The sequence below is a fragment of the Rhodothermales bacterium genome (assembly GCA_041391505.1).
Taxonomy (GTDB): domain Bacteria; phylum Bacteroidota; class Rhodothermia; order Rhodothermales; family JAHQVL01; genus JAWKNW01.
On the sequence record JAWKNW010000036.1, the window covers coordinates 1 to 21870 of the forward strand.

16 protein-coding genes are annotated in these 21870 nt (G+C 63.2%); 8 read left to right on the forward strand and 8 right to left on the reverse strand.

Annotation, left to right across the window (positions count from 1 at the left end; genetic code table 11):
- A partial coding sequence (locus tag R2834_22385; protein MEZ4703092.1) for a triple tyrosine motif-containing protein occupies positions 1-2230 on the reverse strand: 2230 nt, incomplete at its 3' end.
- A 417-nt stretch (positions 2231-2647) separates the two neighbouring features.
- Complete coding sequence (locus tag R2834_22390) at positions 2648-3556, reverse strand: DUF4097 family beta strand repeat-containing protein (GenBank protein ID MEZ4703093.1); 909 nt, start codon at positions 3554-3556, stop codon at positions 2648-2650.
- A 176-nt stretch (positions 3557-3732) separates the two neighbouring features.
- Here R2834_22390 and R2834_22395 point away from each other — a divergent pair, with 176 nt between their 5' ends.
- Positions 3733-4773, forward strand: coding sequence for a DUF3500 domain-containing protein (locus tag R2834_22395; GenBank protein MEZ4703094.1), 1041 nt, complete (start codon positions 3733-3735; stop codon positions 4771-4773).
- Positions 4774-4809: 36 nt separating this feature from the next.
- Complete coding sequence (locus R2834_22400) at positions 4810-5664, forward strand: SDR family oxidoreductase (GenBank protein MEZ4703095.1); 855 nt, start codon at positions 4810-4812, stop codon at positions 5662-5664.
- Positions 5665-5675: 11 nt separating this feature from the next.
- Here the strand turns inward: R2834_22400 and R2834_22405 are convergent, their stop codons facing one another.
- The 3 genes from R2834_22405 to R2834_22415 all read right to left on the reverse strand — a co-directional run bounded on the left by R2834_22405 (position 5676) and on the right by R2834_22415 (position 8708).
- Complete coding sequence (locus tag R2834_22405) at positions 5676-6533, reverse strand: SDR family oxidoreductase (protein ID MEZ4703096.1); 858 nt, start codon at positions 6531-6533, stop codon at positions 5676-5678.
- A 5-nt stretch (positions 6534-6538) separates the two neighbouring features.
- A complete protein-coding gene (locus R2834_22410) occupies positions 6539-7459 on the reverse strand; it encodes a sugar phosphate isomerase/epimerase family protein (protein MEZ4703097.1) in 921 nt (306 codons plus the stop codon).
- Between the two features lie 103 nt (positions 7460-7562).
- Entirely contained in the window at positions 7563-8708 is a 1146-nt protein-coding gene (locus R2834_22415; protein MEZ4703098.1) for a Gfo/Idh/MocA family oxidoreductase, read from the reverse strand.
- Between the two features lie 545 nt (positions 8709-9253).
- On the opposite strand from R2834_22415, the gene R2834_22420 reads away from it, so the two are divergent.
- Entirely contained in the window at positions 9254-10525 is a 1272-nt protein-coding gene (locus tag R2834_22420) for a hypothetical protein (GenBank protein MEZ4703099.1), read from the forward strand.
- Positions 10526-10534: 9 nt separating this feature from the next.
- Here the strand turns inward: R2834_22420 and R2834_22425 are convergent, their stop codons facing one another.
- From R2834_22425 to R2834_22435, 3 genes are all read right to left on the reverse strand, one after another.
- Entirely contained in the window at positions 10535-11527 is a 993-nt protein-coding gene (locus R2834_22425) for a Gfo/Idh/MocA family oxidoreductase (GenBank protein MEZ4703100.1), read from the reverse strand.
- 335 nt (positions 11528-11862) lie between these two features.
- Complete coding sequence (locus R2834_22430; GenBank protein MEZ4703101.1) at positions 11863-14064, reverse strand: patatin-like phospholipase family protein; 2202 nt, start codon at positions 14062-14064, stop codon at positions 11863-11865.
- Entirely contained in the window at positions 14051-15451 is a 1401-nt protein-coding gene (locus R2834_22435) for an MBL fold metallo-hydrolase (GenBank protein ID MEZ4703102.1), read from the reverse strand. The genes R2834_22430 and R2834_22435 overlap by 14 nt, the downstream gene beginning before the upstream one ends.
- Before the next feature lie 565 nt (positions 15452-16016).
- On the opposite strand from R2834_22435, the gene R2834_22440 reads away from it, so the two are divergent.
- The 5 genes from R2834_22440 to R2834_22460 all read left to right on the forward strand — a co-directional run bounded on the left by R2834_22440 (position 16017) and on the right by R2834_22460 (position 21864).
- The gene (locus tag R2834_22440; GenBank protein MEZ4703103.1) at positions 16017-16571 is read left to right on the forward strand and encodes an SLBB domain-containing protein; all 555 of its coding nucleotides are present in this window, start codon (positions 16017-16019) and stop codon (positions 16569-16571) included.
- A gap of 37 nt (positions 16572-16608) precedes the next feature.
- Positions 16609-19218 (forward strand): polysaccharide biosynthesis tyrosine autokinase, encoded by a 2610-nt coding sequence (locus R2834_22445; protein ID MEZ4703104.1) that lies wholly within the window; start codon positions 16609-16611, stop codon positions 19216-19218.
- A gap of 188 nt (positions 19219-19406) precedes the next feature.
- On the forward strand, positions 19407-20144 hold the full coding sequence (locus R2834_22450) for a sugar transferase (protein ID MEZ4703105.1): 738 nt from the start codon (positions 19407-19409) through the stop codon (positions 20142-20144).
- Between the two features lie 192 nt (positions 20145-20336).
- Positions 20337-21380: a Gfo/Idh/MocA family oxidoreductase gene (locus R2834_22455; protein ID MEZ4703106.1), complete on the forward strand. Its 1044-nt coding sequence runs from the start codon at positions 20337-20339 to the stop codon at positions 21378-21380.
- A gap of 13 nt (positions 21381-21393) precedes the next feature.
- Complete coding sequence (locus R2834_22460; GenBank protein MEZ4703107.1) at positions 21394-21864, forward strand: DapH/DapD/GlmU-related protein; 471 nt, start codon at positions 21394-21396, stop codon at positions 21862-21864.
- Positions 21865-21870 lie beyond the last annotated feature (6 nt).

The window sequence follows — 21870 nt, forward strand, 5'->3', positions numbered from 1 at the left end:
GCGGCCGCACCGTGATGCGAGCCGATGCCACGTCGCTCACGACGCCGGCCTGATTTCGCGCCTGCACATGAAAGGTGTACGTCCCGTTGGACAAGCCGGTATATTCTTTCCGGGTCTCCGGGGTCCATTTGAGCCAACCGGCATCGAAGCCTTCGAGCCAGACACGATACCGGACCTTATCCGGTGCATCGTAGACTTGCGCGGCGTAATCAAACGCGAGCGTACCCCGTTCGTAGGGGATGTCAAGCACGGCTTGCCTCGATGCGGTGCCGTCGAACAGCAGGGAATCGACGGTGCTGCTCCTGATTTTCGAAATCAACACAGACGGCGCCGGTGGCGGGCCTTCAGACGGGGCCGTAACGACCCGCGCGATCCCACGCGCATGATTCAACCACAGCGCGCCGTCGGGGTCTTCGTACAGTTCCGCGCCGGGCAGCGTAGTGCTCCTGGCCGTAGTGCCTGTTACCGTCAGGGCAAAACCGCCCTCGGGGTCGCGCCTCATAAGGCGTGTGGTGTCCTCGACAACGATCCATGTTGCGCCGTCACGGGTTTGTCCGACAAAATCGACGGCACGAGCTCCGATGCGATCCTCCAGAACGAACGTCGGAGGGTCGGCCACCGGCGATTGAAGCCGGAACAGCCCCGCATCGGTCGCAATGCGCAGCGTGTCGTTGAAAAAAAAGATCTCTTCCGCCCGCGCCTTGAATTGCGTCTCCCCGTCGAAGCGCAGCACACGCCAGGGAGATCCATCGTGCGGAACGTCGATACGAACGAGTTGATCGGGGTGCGCCGTCGCCCAGAGGCGCGTCGTGGCGGAATCCGGCTGTTCGGGGTCTGCCCGTATATCGAAGAAAAGGGGAGATATCTCTTCGGTGTGAAGGACTTCGGCAGATCCCGCGTTCCAGCGCATTTGAGAAATCGTTCCTTCTCCGGTGAGATAAAACACTGACGGCTGTACGGGATCGACGAGCAGCCTGTCGTAGGTATCCTGATCCAGCACAGAGGAAACCGAGGCCCGTTTACCCGGCTCGGCAACAATCCGAGCGAGGCCACCGCTGCATGCCGCCAGCGCATAGGCTTCGGTGGTGATCAGGTCCATGCAGAACGGGAACTGTTCGCTACTGATTTTTTCGAATCGGGCCGGCACGGTGCCGTGCCCGGGTACCAGCTCATAGATCCCGAGCATCGTGGTCGCTAACAGCCGGCCTTTCCAACGCGCGACGTGCGTAATAATACTCGGAAGTCCTTCCGATCGGCTGAAAACGGTCCACGTCATGCGGGGCTCGACGCGCGCGAGGCCATCGTACAGGGCAAGCCAGAGCCCACCCTGGCTGTCGGGATAGATGCCCATGACCTCCAGATTCATGAGGCCATCCCGCTCGTCGACGAGCCGCGCTATCCGATACGTTGAATCCAGCAGCGCGAGGCCCCGGCCGTCGAAGCCGATGGCCAGATCACCATCGGGTAATCGTTTCAGGGTGTATGGACGGCCCTGTAGCAACAGGTCATCGATGTCGGTGGGTTGCCTGAGGCATGTAGACGTGGATTCGGTATCAATGGCACACCGGAATAGTCCGCTTCCCATGGTTACCACCAGCACATGATCCGGCCCATCGGAAGCAAGATCAAAATTGTCCCTGAGTGCATCGCCTTGCAAGGCCATAGGAACCAGTTGCTCCCCTTCGTCCAGCGTCCAGAGCCCGCCTCGCGACATGATGACGAGGCGGTTGCCCATGGCCTCCATGCTCTGGAAGGCCTCTTCGGCACGCCATACCTGCATGGTGTCGTTCGCCCAGCGAAACAGGTAGTGCAGCGTGAGGAAGTAAACGCTATCGCCAATCGGCACAACGTCTTTTACATAGGTAAAATCCCTGTTTTCGGGGGGGACGTTGTCGATCAGGGAGTAGAAAGCCGGCATGCCGGCGGAGTCGGCGGCCATGAAGCCGAACTGGCCGTAGCTGCCGACATACATCGTCCCGTCATCCCCCTGGGCCAGGCGATGGACAATGTTGCCCCCGGGAATAGAAATCAGTTCCCAGTTCACTCCGTCGTGGATCAGTAAGCCGCCCTGGGTGCCAACATAGAGAAGGCCCCGGTCGTCCATCGTCACCGAATAGGTCGCCGAAGACGCGCCAAATACCGTCGTGTCGAAATAACGTAGCGGGAGTCGCCCTGCTTCGGTCCAGTCTGCTCGCTGCTGCCCCATGAGCCGGGGCGCCCCGACGTGCATGACCAAGCCGATAATAAACAATACCCTTAGCCCAAAGCCGCTACGTCCTGGATAAGCTATCAAGACCATCCTCCGATCATCGGGGTGTTATTCACAGATGCGGGTGCTGGAATGCATGGTGCAGGATATGCCCTTAAAAATCATGTTCCTGACAGGTCATACCGTACCCTGCATCGTCTCATCGGTGCACCCTGGTGCGCACGGTCCGCATCTCCCTGCAGAGCAAGGATCCCGCCAAGCGCGGCTTCCTGCCCGACGCCGCTGGAGCGTGCCGAGGGCCGAATCCATGGAGTGGGGATTGACCTCGCGCGGAAACGCCCTGGCGCCGCCTCTCCCCCCGGTGTGCTTCATCTACACAAAAAAAGGGCTGCCCTCTATGAGAGCAGCCCTGGATATGCTACCGATAGAACAGGAAATCTACCGTCGCCGCAGCGACACATTGCCCACGCCGGCGCGCATGAAGAGGTCCGGGCCGCCGCCGTTGATCTCGCCTTCGAACGACTTCGTCATCCATTTGCCTTTCACCTCGAGCGAGAAATCGCAACTGGCCGAGCCCATGCTCGCGACGGCATCGACATACACGCCCGCGCCGTTGTCGAGATAAACCGTCACATTCCCCGCGCCCGTTTCGAGCCGCGAATCGTCTTCCGGCTGGCGAACGATGTAGGCCGTGATGTTGCCGGCCCCGGTGTTGGCGCGCACCGATCCTTCGACATCGCGCAATTCGACGTTGCCTGCACCCGTATTAACCTCAACCTGGCTGCTTCCACCCTCGATATTGATGTTTCCGGCACCCGTCGTGATGTCCACCGCACCCATCACCCGCTCCATGTCGATGTTGCCGGCGCCCGTCTTACCCGACACATCACCTTCGAGACGCGTCACGGCGACATTGCCGGCGCCCGACTCGAAATCGACGTTATAATCGAACGGCACCTCCACCTTGACGCGGATCTTGAGGTTATTCTTGTTGTTGCCGCCCCAGCGGGAGCCCCGCCCCTGATATTTAGAGACGACGGTCACATCGCCCCCATCCTGTTCGATCGAATACTCGTGATACCGCTCGAGCAGCTCACGCGCCTCGTCTTCATCGTTCACCCGCACCGTGCGCTCCAACTCCACAACGACGCGATCCCCCGAACTGGTCACAACCTCGATGTTGCCATAGTCCAGCTCGAGGTAGAGCGTACCGCCCGGGCGCACCTTGAAGGTCTCCTTGACGGTATCGGTGATGTCCTTTCCTTCACGGACAGACGCCGCGTCGCGGGGCGACAGCGGGCCGGCCACGAAAAGAAGACCGAGAACGAGGTATCCGATGATGGTCATGGCATTTCGGTTTTAACGGATTGAATGCTCCTGCCGGATACGCGGTATGCCGAGCGGTGGTTACGTACGGCGTCAAAATAATGCCGCGTGCAAAGCCAAACCGGCAGAATTCACAACACGACACGCCAGAATCACCGATTTTGGACCGTTTCGCTCACGACATCCCTCGAAAAACCGTGAAAATCTCCCTCGTACCGATAGCGGCGCTGGCCGCCGCCCTGTTCGTCGCGCCGGCCGGCTTCGGGCAGGCGCTGCCGGCATCCCCGGAAACCGCCCCGGCGATGCGCGAGGCCGCCGTGCAGCTGCTCGCGACGCTGGATGCGAGCCAGCGTGAGCGCGCATCGTTCCCCTTCGCCGATGCCGAACGGGAGAACTGGTTCTTCGTCCCCATCCCGGGGCAGCGCAAGGGGTTGCCCATCAAGGAGATGACCGCGGATCAGCGGAAAGCGGCGCAAGCGCTGCTGCGGAGCGCCCTGAGCCATCCCGGCTACCTCCGCGCCACCGGCGTGCGCGTCCTGGAGGGGATTCTCGGCCAGATCGAAAACAACCCGGTCTATCGCGATCCCGAGCTGTATTACGTCACCCTCTTCGGCGATCCCGCGGGGGCCGCGCCGTGGGGATGGCGTTTCGAGGGCCATCATCTGTCGCTCAACTTTTCCTCGGTATCCGGCGCCGTGGCGATCACGCCGGCCTTTTTCGGATCCAACCCCGCGCAGGTCCTCGAAGGCCCCTTCGCCGGCTTCCGGCTCCACGCCGATGAGGAAGACCTGGCGCGCGCCCTGCTCGAGTCGCTCGCGACCGACCAGCGCGCGCTGGCGATCATCGACGCCGTGGCGCCGCGCGACATCATTTCGGGCAACAAACGCGACGCCTCGCTCGAACGCTTCGAGGGCATCCCCCTCACCCGCCTGAACGCCGAGCAGCGCGCCATGCTCTGGCGGCTGATCGAGATCTACGCCGGCAACGCGCGCGCCGACGAGGCCGCACACACCATGGAACGCTTCCGGTCCGCCCCGGCCGACAGCCTGTTTTTCGCCTGGGCCGGCTCCGGCGCGGTCGGCGATCCGCATTATTACCGGATCCATACGCCGACCATGCTGATTGAATACGACAACACGCAGAACGACGGCAACCACGTGCACAGCGTGCTCCGCGACCTCACGAACGACTTCGCCGGCGACCTGCTGCGCCGGCATTACGAACAGGCCAACCACTGACCCGCCACCCCTGAACGCCAAGCCTTACCCCGTTACATGCCCGACCATCCCTACACCGTCCCCAACGAGATGCCTCCCGCCCCGATCCATCGGGTGCTGACCGGCCAGAATGCCCTCATCACCGGCGCCAGCAAGGGGCTGGGCGCGGCGATCGCCATAGGGTTCGCCCAGGCGGGGGCGAATGTCGTCGTCAACTACCACTCTGACGAGGCCGGCGCGCGCGAAGTGGCCAAGCAGATCGAGGCCGCCGGCCAGAAAGCCCTCGTCTTCAAAGCCGACGTGGGGAAAGAGGATCAGGTGATCGCCATGTTCGAGGCGATGCGGGAGACTTTCGGCCGCATCGACATCGTGGTCCCCAACTCGGGCTTCCAGCTCAACGCGCCGACGGACGAGATGACGCTCGACCAGTGGCAGCGGGTGATCGACACGAACCTGACTGGCCAGTTCCTCTGCGCCCGCGAAGCCATCCGGGCGTTCAAGCGCCAGGGCATCGACCGCAGCGTCTCGTACGCGATGGGCAAGATTATTCACATGAGTTCGGTGCACGACATCATACCGTGGGAAGGCCACGTCAACTACGCGGCCGCCAAAGGCGGGGTGATGCTGCTGATGAAAAGCATCGCGCAGGAAGTCGCCCACCTCCGGATCCGCGTGAACGCGATCTCGCCCGGCGCCATCCGCACCCCCATGAACGTCGAGAAGTTTACGTCACACGAGATCTACGAGGACCAGCTCCTGCGTCTGATCCCCTCCAAACGCATCGGAGAGCCCGAGGATATCGCCCGCGCGACGGTCTGGCTGGCCTCCGACGAGTCGGACTACGTGCACGGCACCACGCTCTACATCGACGGCGGGATGACGCTGTATCCGGGGTTTATCGGGGGAGGATAACAGGAGGGGGGTCAGATCGAGTACGAGGAGAACCCGCCGTCGATCGGGACGACGTTGCCGGTCACGAAGCGGGAGGCGTCGGAGAGGAGGTAGATGACGGTGCCGACGAGTTCTTCGGGTTCGCCGTAGCGGCCCATCGGGGTATGCGCGAGCACCTTTTGCGCGCGGGGCGTGTATTCGCCGGTCTCCTGGTCGATGTGGAGGAAGCGGAGCTGCTCGGTCATGAAGAACCCCGGCGCCAGGGCGTTGACGCGGACGCCCGTGTGGGCGAAGTGGACGGAGAGCCAGCGGGTGAAGTTGGCGACGGCGGCCTTGGCGGCGGAGTAGGCCGACACCTTGGTGAGCGGCGCGAGGGCGCTCATCGAGGAGATGTTCACGATGGAGCCCCGGCCGGCCTTCACCATGCTTTTCGCGAAGACCTTGGTGGGCAGGAACGTCCCCATAAAATTGAGCCCGAAAACGAACTGGAAGCCGGCGTATTCGAGATCGAAGAATCCGGTGATGCCCTCCTTGTCGATTTCATCCAGCTCCAGAAATTCCTCCGTCGTCGTTCCCCGCGGGTCGTTGCCGCCGGCGCCGTTGATCAGGATGTGGGGCGTTCCCCACAGCGTCTCGATGCGCTCGCGGCAGATATGCAGTTGCTCCTCGTTCATGACGTCGCAGGCGAACGGGGCCGCGTCGCCGCCGGCCCGCTCGATATCGTCCGATACCCGCCTCGCCTGATCGAGGTTGATGTCCAGCACGGCCACCTTGACCCCCACGGCCGCCAGCGACCGCGCCAGCGTGCCGCACAGCGCGCCGCCGGCCCCGGTGATGACCGCCACCTTGCCGTCGAGGTCGAACTGCTGCATGATGTGTTGTTTGTCCATCGCCCTCACCACTTCGGAATAAATTGACGCAGGTAGGCATGGCTCTGACGCAGCGCCGCCTTGCGGGCCTCGAGCGAACCCTCGAAGGCCCGGTCTTCGACCTCGACACACACGGCGCCGCGGTAGCCGGTATCGCCGAGGGTGGCGACGAATTGGCCCCAGTCGACGTCGCCGAGACCGGGCAGTTTCGGGGTATGAAACTGGTTCGGAAACGCAAAAACCCCCACATCGTCCAGCCGGTGGCGATCGATGCGGGCGTCCTTGGCATGGATGTGAAAGAGCTTGCCGGCAAACTCGCGCATGGGCTTCAGGTAGTCCATGTGCTGCAAGATCATGTGGGACGGGTCGTAGTTGAGCCCGAAGGAGTCGCTCGAAATATCGTCGAACATACGGCGCCAGATGGCCGGCGAGTGGGCCAGGTTTTTACCGCCGGGCCATTCGTCCCGGGTGAACGACATCGGGCAGTTTTCGATGGCGACGCGCACGCCCCGTTTTTCGGCGTGTTTGATGAGGGGCTTCCACACCTTCTTGAAACGCGGCCAGTTTTCGTCGACCGTCTTCGTCCAGTCCCGCCCGATGAACGTGTTCGCCACGCCGATCTCGAGACGGGCCGAAGCATCGATCACCTTCTTGATGTGTTCGGCATAGACGCTGCCTTCGTCCTCGTCCGGACACAGCGGATTCGGGTAATAGCCCAGTCCACTGATCGTCACGCCGGTGTCGGCGACGAGCTGCTGGACGGCTTTCGCCTCTTTTTTGCCGAACGCCGTGACGTCGATGTGCGTCACGCCGGCGTAGCGCCGCTCGGCCTTGCCGGCCGGCCAGCACATGACTTCCACGCAATCGTACCCTTCCTGCGCGGCAAACGTGAGGACGTCCTTGAGGCTGAGCTCCGGCAGGATGGCGCTGACGAATCCTAGTTTCATGGCTGAACGGGTTTAAAGTTCAAGGTTTATGGTTTAAGGTATGATGAACGTTTAGCAGGTCCGAAGATCATCTCGTTGAACCTTGAACGTCGAACCTTAAACCTCAGACGCTCACCCAACGCTGTTCGCGGTTGCTCTGTACGATGGCGTCGCAAATAACGATCTCCTTATGGCCGTCGGCAAAGGTGGGGTACAGGGCTTTTTCGGCGGGGATGCCGTCGCGGATGGCATCGTAGAAGGCCCGGAAGCACTGCTTGAAGGTGTCAGGAAAGCCCTCGTTGTGACCGCCGGGATAGTTGGCGAACGGACGGACGAGGTCGTTCATCAGGGCCGGGTCCTTGATGAGGGTTTCATTGGGCTGGTTGCGGTGGCCGACCCACAGTTCGTTCGGGGTTTCGCTGCTCCAGCCGAGGGCGCCTTTGGTCCCGGAAATTTCGTATCGGAGGCTGTTTTTCCGGCCGGCGGTCACCTGCGAGACCCACAACACGCCGCGCCCGCCCTGCTTGAACCGCAGCAGCACCGCGCCGCAGTCGTCGGTCGTGATCTCCACGGGCTCCGTTTCCATCTGGGCGCTCATCTTGCCCGTAAAGGTGGCGATCTCGCCTTTCGGCCGCTTGCGCACCGGATGCACGGTCTTCAGGTCGGCGAAGACGGCCTCGACCTCCAACCGGGCGACGGACGACACGAGGTCCATCCAGTGCGTCCCGATGTCCGACACCGCGCGAAGCGCCCCGCCCTGGTCGGCCAGGACCCGCCAGTTGTAGTCGGTGTCGTAGAGGAGCCAGTCCTGCACGTAGTGCCCCACCACGGAGATCACGTCCCCGCAGGCGCCGGACTCGATGCGTGCGCGGGCTTCGAGGTTCAGCGGGTAGAAGCGGATGTTGTAGCACACGCCGGCGGCCAGCCCCGAGGCGGCGGCCTGCTCGACGAGCTTCGCCGACTCCTTCGCCGTCATCGCCAGCGGCTTCTCGCACATGACGTGTTTGCCGGCGGCCAGCGCGCGGCTCGCCATGTCATAGTGGAGCACGTTGGGGACGGCGAGATGGATGGATTGCACCGCATCGTCGCGCAACACCTCCTCGAAAGAACCATACGCGGTTTTTAGCCCGAGCGCATCGCAGGCCGATCTGGATTTAGCCGGCGTGCTGCCCAGGATGCCCGTGACACGGACGCCAAGCCGCGTCAGGGCCTCGGCATGAACGGGCCCGATGAACCCCGTGCCGACGACGGCGACACCGATATCATACATGGCGGGTGGGAGTTGGTGAGGGATAACGCGAGGAACGTACTAAAAAAACCCCATCGGATCCAATACAGGGCCATCGCATTCTCTTCAAACGTGAGCATCTCCCGGTATGGAAGTGTGGGGGTATGGGAGGTTTTGCGGTAAAAAAGCCCCCATGCACCCAAACGCCCATACGCTTCTCACGGCCACGGCAAGCATGCGATGGCCCTGTCCTGCCGCCGCACCCGGTTGCATTCCGGACGGCTCCTGCACTATCTATGCTGGATGGGAGCTTGGGTTGGTTGCTCGGGATGCTAGAAGGTGGAGGGTAGCCTCGGTTGGTTGCGAGGGGATGCAGGATGCAAGATGCAGGATCCCCGGCATCCAACATCCTGCATCCAACATCCTGCATCCCGCACCCAACATCCCGCACCCAACATCCTGCATCCAACATCCTGCATCCCGCATCCAACATCCCGCATCCAACATCCCGCACCCAACACCCCGCACCCAACATCCTGCATCCAACATCCTGCATCCCACAACCCGCATCCCACAACCCGCATCCCATGCCCCGCATCGCGACGACCAACGCCAACTTCGAACGCGCCCCGCTGGCGCGCCCGTTCGGTTTTAAAGGAGGATACGTTTCCGAACTCTGGCAATCCGTCGTCCGGTTGACGGACGACGACGGGCGGTCCGGGGTGGGCCTGGGCACGCAGAGCGTGTTGTGGTCGGACGCCCGCGTGTTCGCCGCGCACTCGGAAGCCGGCGGCAACGCGCTGATGTTCGCGCTGACCGAAAGGGCCCTGGCGCTGGCCCGCGGCGAGGCGTTCACCGATCCGCTCGCCCTGCAGGACGCGCTGTTCGAGCCGGTGCTCGACTATGCGCGCCTCCTCACCGGGCGCGCCGACCTCCGCGCCACGTTCGCACTGAATGCGCTCGTCGCGGTCGATTTCGCCGCCTGGGCGCTGTATGCCCGCCAGCACGGCATCCGGCGGTTCGATGGCCTGGTGCCGGCGTTTGCCCGGCCGGCGCTGGCGGCGCACCATCCCCGCGTCGCCGTCGTCCCGATCGTCACCTACACGACGACGGACGCGGAAATCGAAAGCATGCTCGACGCGGGGTATTTCATCTTCAAGGTCAAGCTGGGCGCCCCCGGTACGCAGCGCGAGATGCTGGCGAGCGACCGGGAGCGGATGACGCAGCTGCACCGCCTGCTCGCCCACCGCGAAACCCCGCATACGCCCACGGGCCGCATCCCCTACTACCTCGACGCCAACGCCCGGTACGAAGACAAGGCCACGATGCACGCGCTGCTCGACCACATCGACGGACTCGGCGCGCTGGATCGGGTCATCCTCCTCGAAGAGCCGTTCCCGGAAGACAACGAATCCGACGTGAGCGACCTCGGCGTCTGCGTCGCGGCGGACGAAAGCGCGCACACCGATGCGGACGCGCGCCGGCGGATGGACCTGGGCTACGGCGCCATCGCGCTCAAGCCGATCGCCAAGACGCTGAGTATGACGCTGCGCATCGCCCGCTCGGCCCACGAGCGTGGCATTCCCTGCTTCTGCGCCGATCTCACGGTGAACCCGTCCCTGCTGGAATGGAACAAGGCCGTCGCCGCGCGACTTGCCCCCTTCCCCGGGCTCGGGTTGCCGCTCATCGAGACCAACGGCCACCAGAACTACCGCGACTGGCCGGCGATGCAGGCGCGCGTGCCACACGCCGGCGCGCCGTGGACGCGCATCGACCGGGGCCTGTTCACCCTGGACGCAGCGTACTACGAGACCGACGACCTCCTCGATGCCGGCCCGGCGTGGGAACAGCTCGTCTAGCGCGCGGGCCTACCGGCGCGCCTCGGCCTTCGCCCTGTCGTAGACCTCCGCCATCGTAACCGGGACGCCGCCGCGCCGCTTGCTCTCGTCGGCCGCTTCCATAAACGTGTAGATTTCGAGGGTCTCCTCGGCCGTCACGGGCGCGGCGCCGGTGCGGAAGAACCGCACGATCTCCACCACCAGCGGCCGGTAGCCGTCGTAGGGTCCCAGCTCCTGGATGCCCGTCTCGCCGAAGGCCGTGCCGCCATAGTTCTTGTGGCCGGCGCGGAGCCCCCTGAAGGTGCCGATGCGTCCGTCCGCCCAGGTGCCGACGACGACGTCCGTGTCCCGGGTCGAAACCCGCACCACGCGCTCGCACCCGACGCCCATGGCCGTAAAGAGGGTTTCGACGCCGTGGATGCCGTACCAGAACAGATCCGGATGCGTCGGCTCCAGGGTCGCCGGGCTGTACGCCTCCGCGCCCAGCACCTTCCCCACCGACCCGTTGCGCACCGCCTGCGCGTTGGCGCTGTAGCGCAGCGATGACGACGAGAACACCGGCACGCCGTACTGTTTCGCCGCATCGAAAATCCGGATGGCATCCGCCAGCGTGCCGGCCACGGGTTTATCGATAAACACCGGCTTGCCGGCTTTCAGCACGGGGAGCACCTGTTCGTAGTGCGGCCGGCCGTCGTTGGTCTCGAGCAGCACGACATCCACCATCGTCAGCAGCCGCTCGATCGAGTCGACGATCTCGACGCCCATGGCGCGCATCTCCTCCGTATATCCCGGCACCCGGCTGACGCTCGACTCGATATCCGGACTGCCCTTGGGATACGCCGCCACGACGCGGAAGCCGGCGACATCCGGCTCGGCCGCCTCATCGTTGAGCACTTTGGTGAACGCCGTGCTGTGCGACGTATCGAGTCCGATCATCCCGACACGAACAAACGAGGCGCCCGATTGCGCGTAGACGCCGGCGACGAAGCCGGCCAGGACGAAGAGCAGGAAAATCGTTTTCATGGAGGCCAGGGTGGTTAGGATGAAACGTTGTGCAGTTGGTTGGGGATTGGATGGAGGGGATTGGATGCAGGATGCGGGATGCAAGATGCGGTGGTCTGGATGCAGGATGCAAGATGCGGTGGTCTGGATGCAGGATGCAAGATGCAGGATGCTGGGGAATAGATGCAGGATGCGGGATGCAGGATGTCGGTCGCGGTTATGGGATGCAGGATACGCTTTCATCGCTGCAGATTCTGCATCTAACATCCCGCATCCTGCATCCTGCATCTAAAATCCCGCATCCTGCATCCTGCATCCCGCATCTAACATCCCGCATCCTGCTTCCCCCATCCCCCTCAAAACACATAACCAATATTCAGCTGCGTGGTGTAGGGACCGCTCAGGGTATGCCCCATGAAGGCCAGTTCGACGGGGCCTATGGGAGAGAGCAGACCGAGCGTCAGTCCGTAGCCGAAGCGGAAATCCGTCGCGACGACGCGCCAGGTCCATTCTTCGCGCAGCCGGGCGCCGTTCCAGTCGGCGGACAGGTACCAGTCGCGCGCGATATTGACCTGGGCGCCGACCGAGAAGGCGTGCATGCTCTGGCCGGTCAACTCCTGCAGGGCGAATCCGGCGAGCGGAAACTGGCGGGTATCCAGGTTGCGGAAGGCGCTGGCGCCTCCCATGTAAAACCGGTAATGCAGCGGCACCGTACGCCCCTTGACATGACCGAGCAGGATACGGGAGGTGAACGAGATGTGGTCGGAGAGCGGCCGGCGCGTCTGCCAGTCGAACAGGTAGTGCGTGAACGCCTGCCGCACGAGACCGGGCGGGGCGTATTCGGCGCGCAGATGGAACAGGAAGCCCGAACGCGGGAAGGCGGTGCGGTCGAAGGTCTCCAGAAAGTAGCGGGCGTTGCCGGTGAGGATGGCGCCATGATCCTGCAAAAAATCGCCGGCGCCCACATCCTGCCCGTAATCGTACAGCTCATACCGCACGCCGATCGATCCGAGGCTGTTTGTAAAGAGGATGCGGGAGAGATCGGCCGCGAGGTCGCCGACGCGCACCTTGATCGACGATTCGCGGACGCCGTTCTCGAACAGGGCAAGCGGCTCGCGCGTGAGCCGGCCCCAGATGTGCAGGTCGGATCGCGGCTTGGTCGCCAGCGGGATGCGGTAGTGCGAGGTGCCCTGGAGCGTCTCGCCGAACCGGAGGTCGCCCTGCAGCTCGGTGCCGGGCCCGCCGATGCGGCCGCGCGAGATGGCGCTCAGGAGCAGCGAGGCCTTGTATTCGGAATGGTAGCGCACGCCGATCCGCAGACGCTCCTGCGGGCGCACCCGGGTCCGGATCGAGATGATGTTGGCGTCGGGTTCGGTGCCCGGGATCAGGCGGTACCAGATAGTGTCGAAGAGGTCGGCGTAAAACGTGCGGTTGAGGGCCAGTTCGAGGTCGTCGTAATCGATCCACGCCGGCGTTTTGAGCCCCAGGTTCAGCTCGAGCTGGCGGAGATACGGCTGGACGAGGCCCTCGACTTCGATGTTCTCGATATAGATCGAATCGGGGATGGAGACGCTCGGGCGCACGCGGGCTTCGGTGGTCTGCGAGCCGGCCAGCGTTTGCAGCTGCGGCAGGATGGCCCGCGCCGCCGTCTCGCCGCGGGTGATGAGTTCGCGGGCCTCCCCGAAGCTCAGCGCCGAGAGCCCCGTCAGATCCGGCGTGATGAGGATGTCGGCCAGGGCCCGCTGCCGGTCGGTCGAGCTCACCTTGCGGAAGCTGGCCACCTGATCCATGACCTCGACCAGCGAGGTGAGGCTGTCCGCCGGCATCAGCCCGCTGCCCACGTCCACCCCGATGACGAAGGTGGCGCCGAGCGCGAAGGCATCCTCGACCGGCAGGTTGCGCGAGGCGTCGCCGTCGACGTAGTAGGCATCGCCGACGCGCGCCGGCAGCAGGACGCTCGGAACCGACATGCTCGCGCGGAGGGCTTCGGGGAGATAGCCGTGTTCGAAGCGCGTCGCCTCGCCCGTGGCGAGGTTGGTGGCGACGCAGGCGAACGGGATGGGGAAGCGCGTGAAGTCGGGCTGGTCGTGCACCGCGTGTGTCATGCGGTTGAGCATCACCACCACCCGGTGCCCGCTGATGAGCCCCGCCGGAAGCGCTACCCGCGCGCCGCGCAGGGGCAGCGAGACGAGGTAGCGATCCTGTTCGAGCCGGCGTTCGAACGAGATGGCGTTGCGCGGCGGCCGCTCGTCGAACAGGTCGGACCACGCCTGCGACACGGCCAGCGTGTCCAGCATGGCCGGCGTATACCCGATGGCGTACAGCGCCCCCACGATCGACCCCATGCTGGTGCCGGTGACGACATCCACGTGCACGCCGGCCTCCTCGAGCACCTTGAGCACGCCGATATGCGCCAGCCCCTTCGCCCCGCCCCCGCTCAGCGCGAGCCCTACTTTGAGCGTCTCGCGCGGCCCGAAAGACCCGGGCTGGGCCACCGCCGGGCCGGCGAAGGCCGCGAGCAGCGTCAGCAGCAGGACGGCGCGATCAACCGATTTCAAACGATTCGCCATGTTCTGGGATAACCACGTCCCGATATCCGTTGCGCTCCAGCGTCGCCTTGAACGCATCCTGCCGCTCGGGGGCCCCGTGGACGAGGAAGATCTTTCGGAGCTGGCTTTTGTCCAGCGTCCCGATCACGGACAGGAGCCCGGGTTCGTCGGCGTGCGCCGAGTAGCTGTTCATCACCACGACTTCGGCGCGCAGCGGATGCGTTTCGCCGAAGATGCGCACTTCGGGCAGCTTGTCGATCAGCTTTTTGCCCAGCGTGTGTTCGGCGCAGAAGCCGACCATGATCACCGTGGCCCGCGGGTCCTCGATGTTGTTGCGCAGATGGTGGAGCACGCGGCCGGCCTCGCACATGCCCGAGGCGGAGATGATGACCATCGGCATGCGGCTGTCGTTCAGCTTTTTCGAATCCTGGACATCGCGGATGTAGGTGAGTTTCTCAAAGCCGAAAGGGTTGGGGTCCGAGCGCATGTACTGGAGCAAATTCCTGTCGAAACACTCCGGATGCGCCATGAAGACGCCCGTCGCGTTGACGGCGAGGGGGCTGTCGACGTACATCGGAATCGGCGGGAGGCGATCCTCGTTCTGCAGCTGATCCAGCGCGTAGACGATCTCCTGCGTCCGCCCGACGGCGAAGGCCGGGATGATCACCTTGCCGCCGCGGGCGCTGGTGCGTTCGACGACTTCGGCCAGCCGGTTTTTGGCCTGGTCCGCCGGCTCGTGGACCTTGCCGCCGTAGGTCGACTCCGAGATGAGGTAGTCGCAGGCATCCATCGGCTGCGGATCGCGCAGGATGGGCCGGCCCGGGGACCCGACGTCGCCCGTGAACCCGAGGCGGATCGTCCGGCCGCGTTCCTGGATCGTCAGCACCATGGTGGCCGAGCCGAGGATATGGCCGGCGTCGCGGTAGACCACACTGACGCCTTCGACCGGGCTGAACGGGTCGCCGTAGCTGACGCTCACGAAGCGGTTGAGGATGCCCTCGACATCGTCATCGTCGTACAGCGCCTCGACGGGCTCCTTGTCCTTGCGTTTCCGGATGCGGTTGACGCACTCGACGTCCTTTTCCTGGATGTGGGCGCTGTCGTACAGGAGCAGGCTGGCCAGGTCGTAGGTGGCGTGGGTGGCGTAGACCCGTCCGCGGAAACCCTCCTTGTAGAGTTTGGGGAGGAGGCCGGCGTGATCGATGTGCGCGTGGGAGAGCAGCACGACGTCGATCGAGCTCGCCTCGAACCCGAAATTGCGGTTGATATGCTCCGCCTCCGCGCGCCGGCCCTGATACAGGCCGCAATCGAGCAGCAGGCGTTTGCCGTTTTCCAGTTCGAGCAGGTGTTTGGAGCCGGTCACGGTGCGCGCCGCGCCCCAGAAAGTCAATTTCATGCCGTAATCAGATCGAGTAGGAAGACCGTGAAGCGAGTGGGCCTGCAAAAACGCACACCAGTATAGGAAAACGATCCATGGGATTCGAGCATAAAAACATGCGCACTTGGGAGGTTTGGCGCATAGCTATGTAGACAAAAACCCCCTCTCCACCCCGGGCAGCGTGGCTATCTTGCCATTGACTACGCGCATCCGTCTGCATACGACGCTTTGCCATGCTCGTGTGCGCGCCGGACCCGGCCTGCGTGTAGTTCGCCGTCCGAGACAGATGGCTGTCCGCTTCGGCACCTGACCCACATCTCAGAAGACGCTACATCCTGGCGCAACGTAATTCGCTGCAGACCGCGACCGATCGGTGCGCACGGTATCCCCGGCGCGACGACTGCACGTCGCGATCTGTCGGCTTTGTGAACGACGCCTCCTGACAGGTCTCGCTGTTCGATGCGCTGCCCGCGTATCCCCCACTGAGATTCTGATACGAAAACCCGAAATGATCATGTATCGTGCGGTTGCTCTCCTTGTAGTTATGTTTTTGATGGCGGCCCCCCGGACCGCAAACGTAGTGATGGCCCAGGAAATGCGCCTCGGCGACGGCGTCCGCGTCACCATTTTCAACGTCGACGACGACGTCAGCGGGGATTATTTCGTGATGACGGACTGGACGATGCAGTTGCCCTACATCGGCATGGTGAGTGTGAACGAGCGGCCTTTCGACGCCGTCCGCAGCGAGATCATGGAACGCTACCGCCAGATCTATCGCGACCCCGAGCTGTCCGTCCAGCCGCTGTTTCGCGTCAGCGTGCTCGGCGAAGTGCGCGATCCGGGGATTTATTTCGTGACCGGTTACGAGCGGTTGACCGATCTGATGGCGATGGCCGGCGGCGAGACGCTCGACGCCGATCTGGACCAGCTCTACCTCCTGCGCGAGGGCGACAAGATCAACATCAACGCCAAGGAAATCCTCAAGCGGGGCGACACCCTCTCGGATTTCGGCCTCATGTCCGGCGACCAGCTGTACGTCTCGCGGGTCGGCCTCGTCAGTTACCGCAACGCCTCTTTGCTCATTTCCGGCGTGGGAGTGATCGCCACCGTCGCCGCCATCTTTATCGCTCGACGTTAACCGCGCACCACATCTTCCCCATCCAAACCATCCGACCATGGGCACTCCACTCCTAGAAAGCGGAAACAACTACAATCCCTTCACCCAGGGACCGAAAAAAGACCCGCTTCTGACGTTCGGCGACCTCATCCAGATCGTGTACCGGCACAAGCATGTGCTCATCATCACGACGATCCTCTTCGCCGCGCTCGCCGTCGCCTACACGATGGTCACCAAGCCCGTCTACCAGGCCAATGTGACGCTCAAAAAAGAGCAGAATACCGCCAAAGGAGGGCCCGTAGACGATTTCAGCCGCATCCTGTTCGCGCAGCAGGCGATGGACCAGATCGACACCGAGGCCCAGCTGCTCACGTCGCGCCAGGTGCTGGAGAGCGTCGTGCTCGAACTCGACCTGCTGGTGACGGTTGGCCAGTTCCAGGTGCCGGACTTGATCGATTACGCGTTCGACATGTCGCTGGCCGAATATCAGCACGAGCTGGATCAGCACCCCGAGAGCGGCGTGCCGCGCATCAAGATCGACGAATACAACGTCAAGCCCGGCTTTCGCACGGTCCCGGGCGGCTCGTACCGGCTGCGCGTCAACGAGCGCGGCCTGCTCGAATTGCACGACATGGAGGTGGACAGCCTGCTCGCGATGGCGTCGTCCACCCGCGAGGCCGTGTTTACGCTCCCGCACTTCACCATGCGGGTGGATTGGCCGAATCCGGTGGCTGGCAGCGAACTGCGGTTCGAGACGGGCACCCCGGAACGCGTCGTGGGCGACCTCGGGGACCAGATCGATGTCGAGAATCCGCCGAACACCACCCTGCTCCGCGCCACGGTGCGTTCGAACTCGCCGTACATGGCGCAGCTGATCGCCAACACCCTCGCGACGTCGTTTCAGGCCTCCCGCTTCGAGCACAAACGGGAAGCCATCCGCTATTCGTCCAAGTTTATCGACGACCAGCTGACCGAGATCACGACCAACCTGCGGCGTTCCGAGGACAGCCTGAGCACCTTCCGGGGGCGCAATCGGATCACGAGCATCGACGAAGGGACGCGCGAGACGATCGAGTTCATCACCCAGCTCGAGTCTGAAAAGGTGCAGACCGAACTCGAACTGGCGCAGTACGAAAGCCGGTACGAGACGCTCAAGGGGCAGTTCAGCGAAAAAGGGTTCTTCGACCAGACCTACCTCACGCCGCAAACCGATCAGAACAGCAACTATACGCCGTTCTCGACCCTGCTCGAACAGCTCACACGAGCCGAGCTGGAGCGCCTCGAACTGCTCCAGCGCCGCACGCCGAGCCATCCGGACGTGATCGCCATCGACGAGCGGATCGCGGAAATCAAATCCAACCTCGCCGAATTCAACGAGAACACGATCACGGCCTATGACGTGATCATCAAATCGCTCCGCAAGAAACGCGACAACCTGAACGGCCTGATCCGCTCCTACAACGCCCGGGTGGCGAACATCGCCAGCAACGAAGGACAGCTGATGGCGCTGCAGCGCGAGCGGGACCTGAACGAGAAGATGTACCTCATGCTGGCCGACAAGCGCGAAGAGATGCGTCTGGCCGAGCTGTCGAACGTGCAGGACATCATCATCGTCGAGAGCGCGGTGCTCCCGATCGAGCCGATCCTGCCGCGCCGGACGATCACCGTCCTGATCGGCACCGTGCTGGGCCTGCTCGCCGGCCTCACGCTCGTCTTCCTGATCGAATTCCAGGGCAAGACGATCATGAGCATCCGGGAGGTGGAGGAAGGATTGATGCTGCCGGTGCTGGCCATCATGCCTACCTTCCCCGCCGAGTTCCGCGAGAAGATCCGCCGCGGCTATCACCTGCGCAATCACCTCGACCTGCTCACCGACACCCGCTACGGATTCAAGGAATCCTACCGCATGCTGCGCACGAAGCTGAGCTTCACGCTCTCCACCAAGCGGAGCCCCACCAAAAACAACATCCTGTTTACGAGCTGCGAGGAGGACACGGGCAAGACGACCATCGTCACCAACTTCTCGCTGCTCCTGGCCCTGGCCGGCAAGCGCATTCTCGTCATCGACTGCGACCTCAAAAACCCGAGCGTGGGCCGGTTCTTCGGGATCCCGTTCAACGCGCCGGGCCTCATCGACTTCATCCTGCACGACTACATCACCGTGCCCGACATCTACCGGCCGCTCGAAGACGACACCTACCGCGACGCCCCGTTTTTTAACCCGACGATCCGGATGGTCGACCAGGAGCTGAGCCTCACGAGTCCGTCGCTGCATCTCGACGTCATCCCCGCCGGCGGATCCGTCGAGCATTCGAGCGAGCTGCTCGACTCCGAGAAATTCAAGGACTTCCTGTTCGAGATTTCGGGGTCGTACGACTACGTGCTCATCGATACGCCGCCCGTGACGCGAACGGTCGACGCCATGACCATCGGCAGCTTCATCAAAAACGCCGTCGTGATCGTCCGCCCCGGCCATACACGCAAGGACAACCTCAGCCGCGCGATCCAGGACTTTCGGCAGTTCAACGTGCACCTGCTGGGCAGCGTGATCAATGCGTGCGACATCAAGCGCTTCGCCAACGATTACGGCTACGGATATGGCTACGGCTACAACTACCGGTACGAATCGGACGTCCCGCGGCTGCCGGCGGCGGAAGCCGCCAGCTGATCCCGCCGCGCTGGAAGAGCACGACTGGAATACGCCAATGGCGCTATCGTGCTGCTCCACAAGGACCTGCCCGGGGCCCGCGTAATTAAGTATTCTGATGTAACTGATTCGACCCTCATTGATCCACGCACCCCCCTGTTTCCTCCCCCCGCTTCTCCAATGACGTCGACATTTCTGTAGTACACGCCATGAGTTTGCAAGAGTTGAGCGGGATCTCCGAGGAACGTCCATTCGATCCTCTGCCTGTCCTCATCCAACAGATCCGGTTGGAAGAACAGTCGCGCATCGTTTACCGGGTCACCAAACGGATATTCGATTTTACCGTATCGCTGGCGCTCATCCTGCTGGCGATGCCGTTGATGATCGTCATCGGCCTGGCCGTCAAGCTGACGTCCGCCGGCCCGATCCTCTTCCGCCAGGAGCGGGTGGGCAAGGGAGGCGAACCCTTTACGTTCGTCAAATTCCGTTCGATGACCCACAAGGCCGACACGGCGATCCACGAAGCCTACATGCGAAAACTGATCCGGGGCGAGGTCGGCAACGGCGAGGACGGCGAAGGGACCGACGGGTCGATGTATAAATTGAATAATGATCCCCGGGTCACCGAATTCGGCCGTTTTCTGCGCAAGACCAGCCTCGACGAACTCCCGCAGCTGTTCAATGTGCTTTCCGGTTCGATGAGCCTGGTCGGGCCTCGACCGCCCATCCCCTACGAAGTCAGCGCCTACAAAAGCTGGCACATGCAGCGTCTCCGCGTGAAACCCGGCGTCACCGGCCTGTGGCAGGTGAGCGGGCGCAGCGCGACGACATTCGATGAGATGGTTCGGCTGGACATCGACTACATCCAGCGACGGTCGCTCGCGCTCGATGTCCGCATCCTGCTCAAGACGATCCCGGCTGCACTGAATACCAAAACCGCCGCCTGAACGGCAGCCGGCCGCCCCCGCTCGCGCCGGCATCGCTCTTTACCGTCCGTAAAGGATTTACGGCGCTTTCGCTCGACCCATTGCTACGCCAACAGAACGCGGCATCGCCCACCCGGTGCGAGGCGGCGGCCTGCGCGCGCAAGCGAATAGCCCTGCTCACTGCCTATTCGCTCTGTACATACATCCATTCTCATGATTAAGCTAGGAGTCATCGGATGCGGATACTGGGGCCCCAACCTCATCCGCAACTTCAAAAAAACATCCGGCTGCGATGTAGCCATCTGCTGCGACCGCGACGAAAGCCGGCTGCAGCGCGTCGAGCACCTGTTCCCGGGCATGCCGACGACGACGGACTACCAGGAGCTGCTCGAATCCGACCTCGACGCCGTGGCGATCGCCACGCCGGTCTGGACCCATTATCCGCTCGCGAAGGCGTTTCTCGAACGGGGCAAACACGTGTTTGTCGAAAAACCGCTGACGCCCTCGAGCGACGAGTGCGTCGCGCTGATCGAGCTGGCCGAATCGCGCCGGCTTGCGCTCATGGTGGGCCACACGTTCGAGTACACCGCGGCGGTGAACAAGATCAAGGAAATCGTCCAGAGCGGCGAAATCGGCGAGGTGCTCTACATCAACAGCACCCGCGTGAACCTGGGGCTCTTCCAGAAGGACATCAACGTCATCTGGGACCTCGCGCCGCACGACATCTCGATCATCACGTATGTCCTGGGTAAGGAGCCCGTCTCCGTCAACGCCCAGGGCCGCAGCCACTTCGCCGACGGCATCGAGGATGTCGCGATGACGACGCTGCACTTCGAGGCCGGCCCGATCGCCTTCATCCGCAACAGCTGGATCGACCCGAACAAGGTGCGTTCGATGATCTTCGTCGGTTCGAAGAAGATGCTGGTTTACGACGACATCAGCCCGAACGAAAAGATCAAGATTTACGACAAGGGCGTCGAAAAACCGGATTATTACGACGATTTCGGCTCGTTCCAGTTCTCGTACCGGTACGGGGACATCTACATCCCGCGCATCGACGAGCACGAGGCGCTCGGCGCCGAGACGGCTCACTTCATCGAGAGCATTACGACCGGCCGGACGCCCCGAAGCGATGGATACAGCGGGTTGCGCGTGATCCGCACGATCGAGGCCGCCTGTCAATCCCTCAAGGCCGACGGCGCGGCCGTGCCGATCGCCGCGACGCGGGAAACGGTGCTGCAATCTGCCTCCTCCTAATCCCGGATCTCTCATGAATAACTCCCGCATCGCCGACGACGTCGTGCTCGGCGAAGATGTCAAGATTTACGGATTTGTAAACCTCTACGGATGCCAGATCGGGGCGCATTCGAAGATCGGTACGTTTGTCGAAGTTCAGAAGGGCGCGCGCATCGGCCGCAATTGCAAGATCTCGAGCCACAGCTTCGTCTGCGAGGGCGTGGCCATCGAGGACGGCGTGTTTGTGGGCCACGGCGTGATGTTCATCAACGACCTCTTCCCCCGCGCCACGGCGGCCGACGGCACGCTGCAGACGGAGGCCGACTGGACCTGCATCACGACGCACGTCATGGAGGGCGCCTCCATCGGGTCGAACGCCACCATTCTGTGCGGCGTGACGATCGGTGAGGGCGCGCTCGTGGGCGCCGGCAGCGTCGTGACGAAAGATGTCCCCGCGCGAACGGTCGTCGCCGGCAACCCCGCCCGGGTCATCCGAACCCTGTAGGACCGC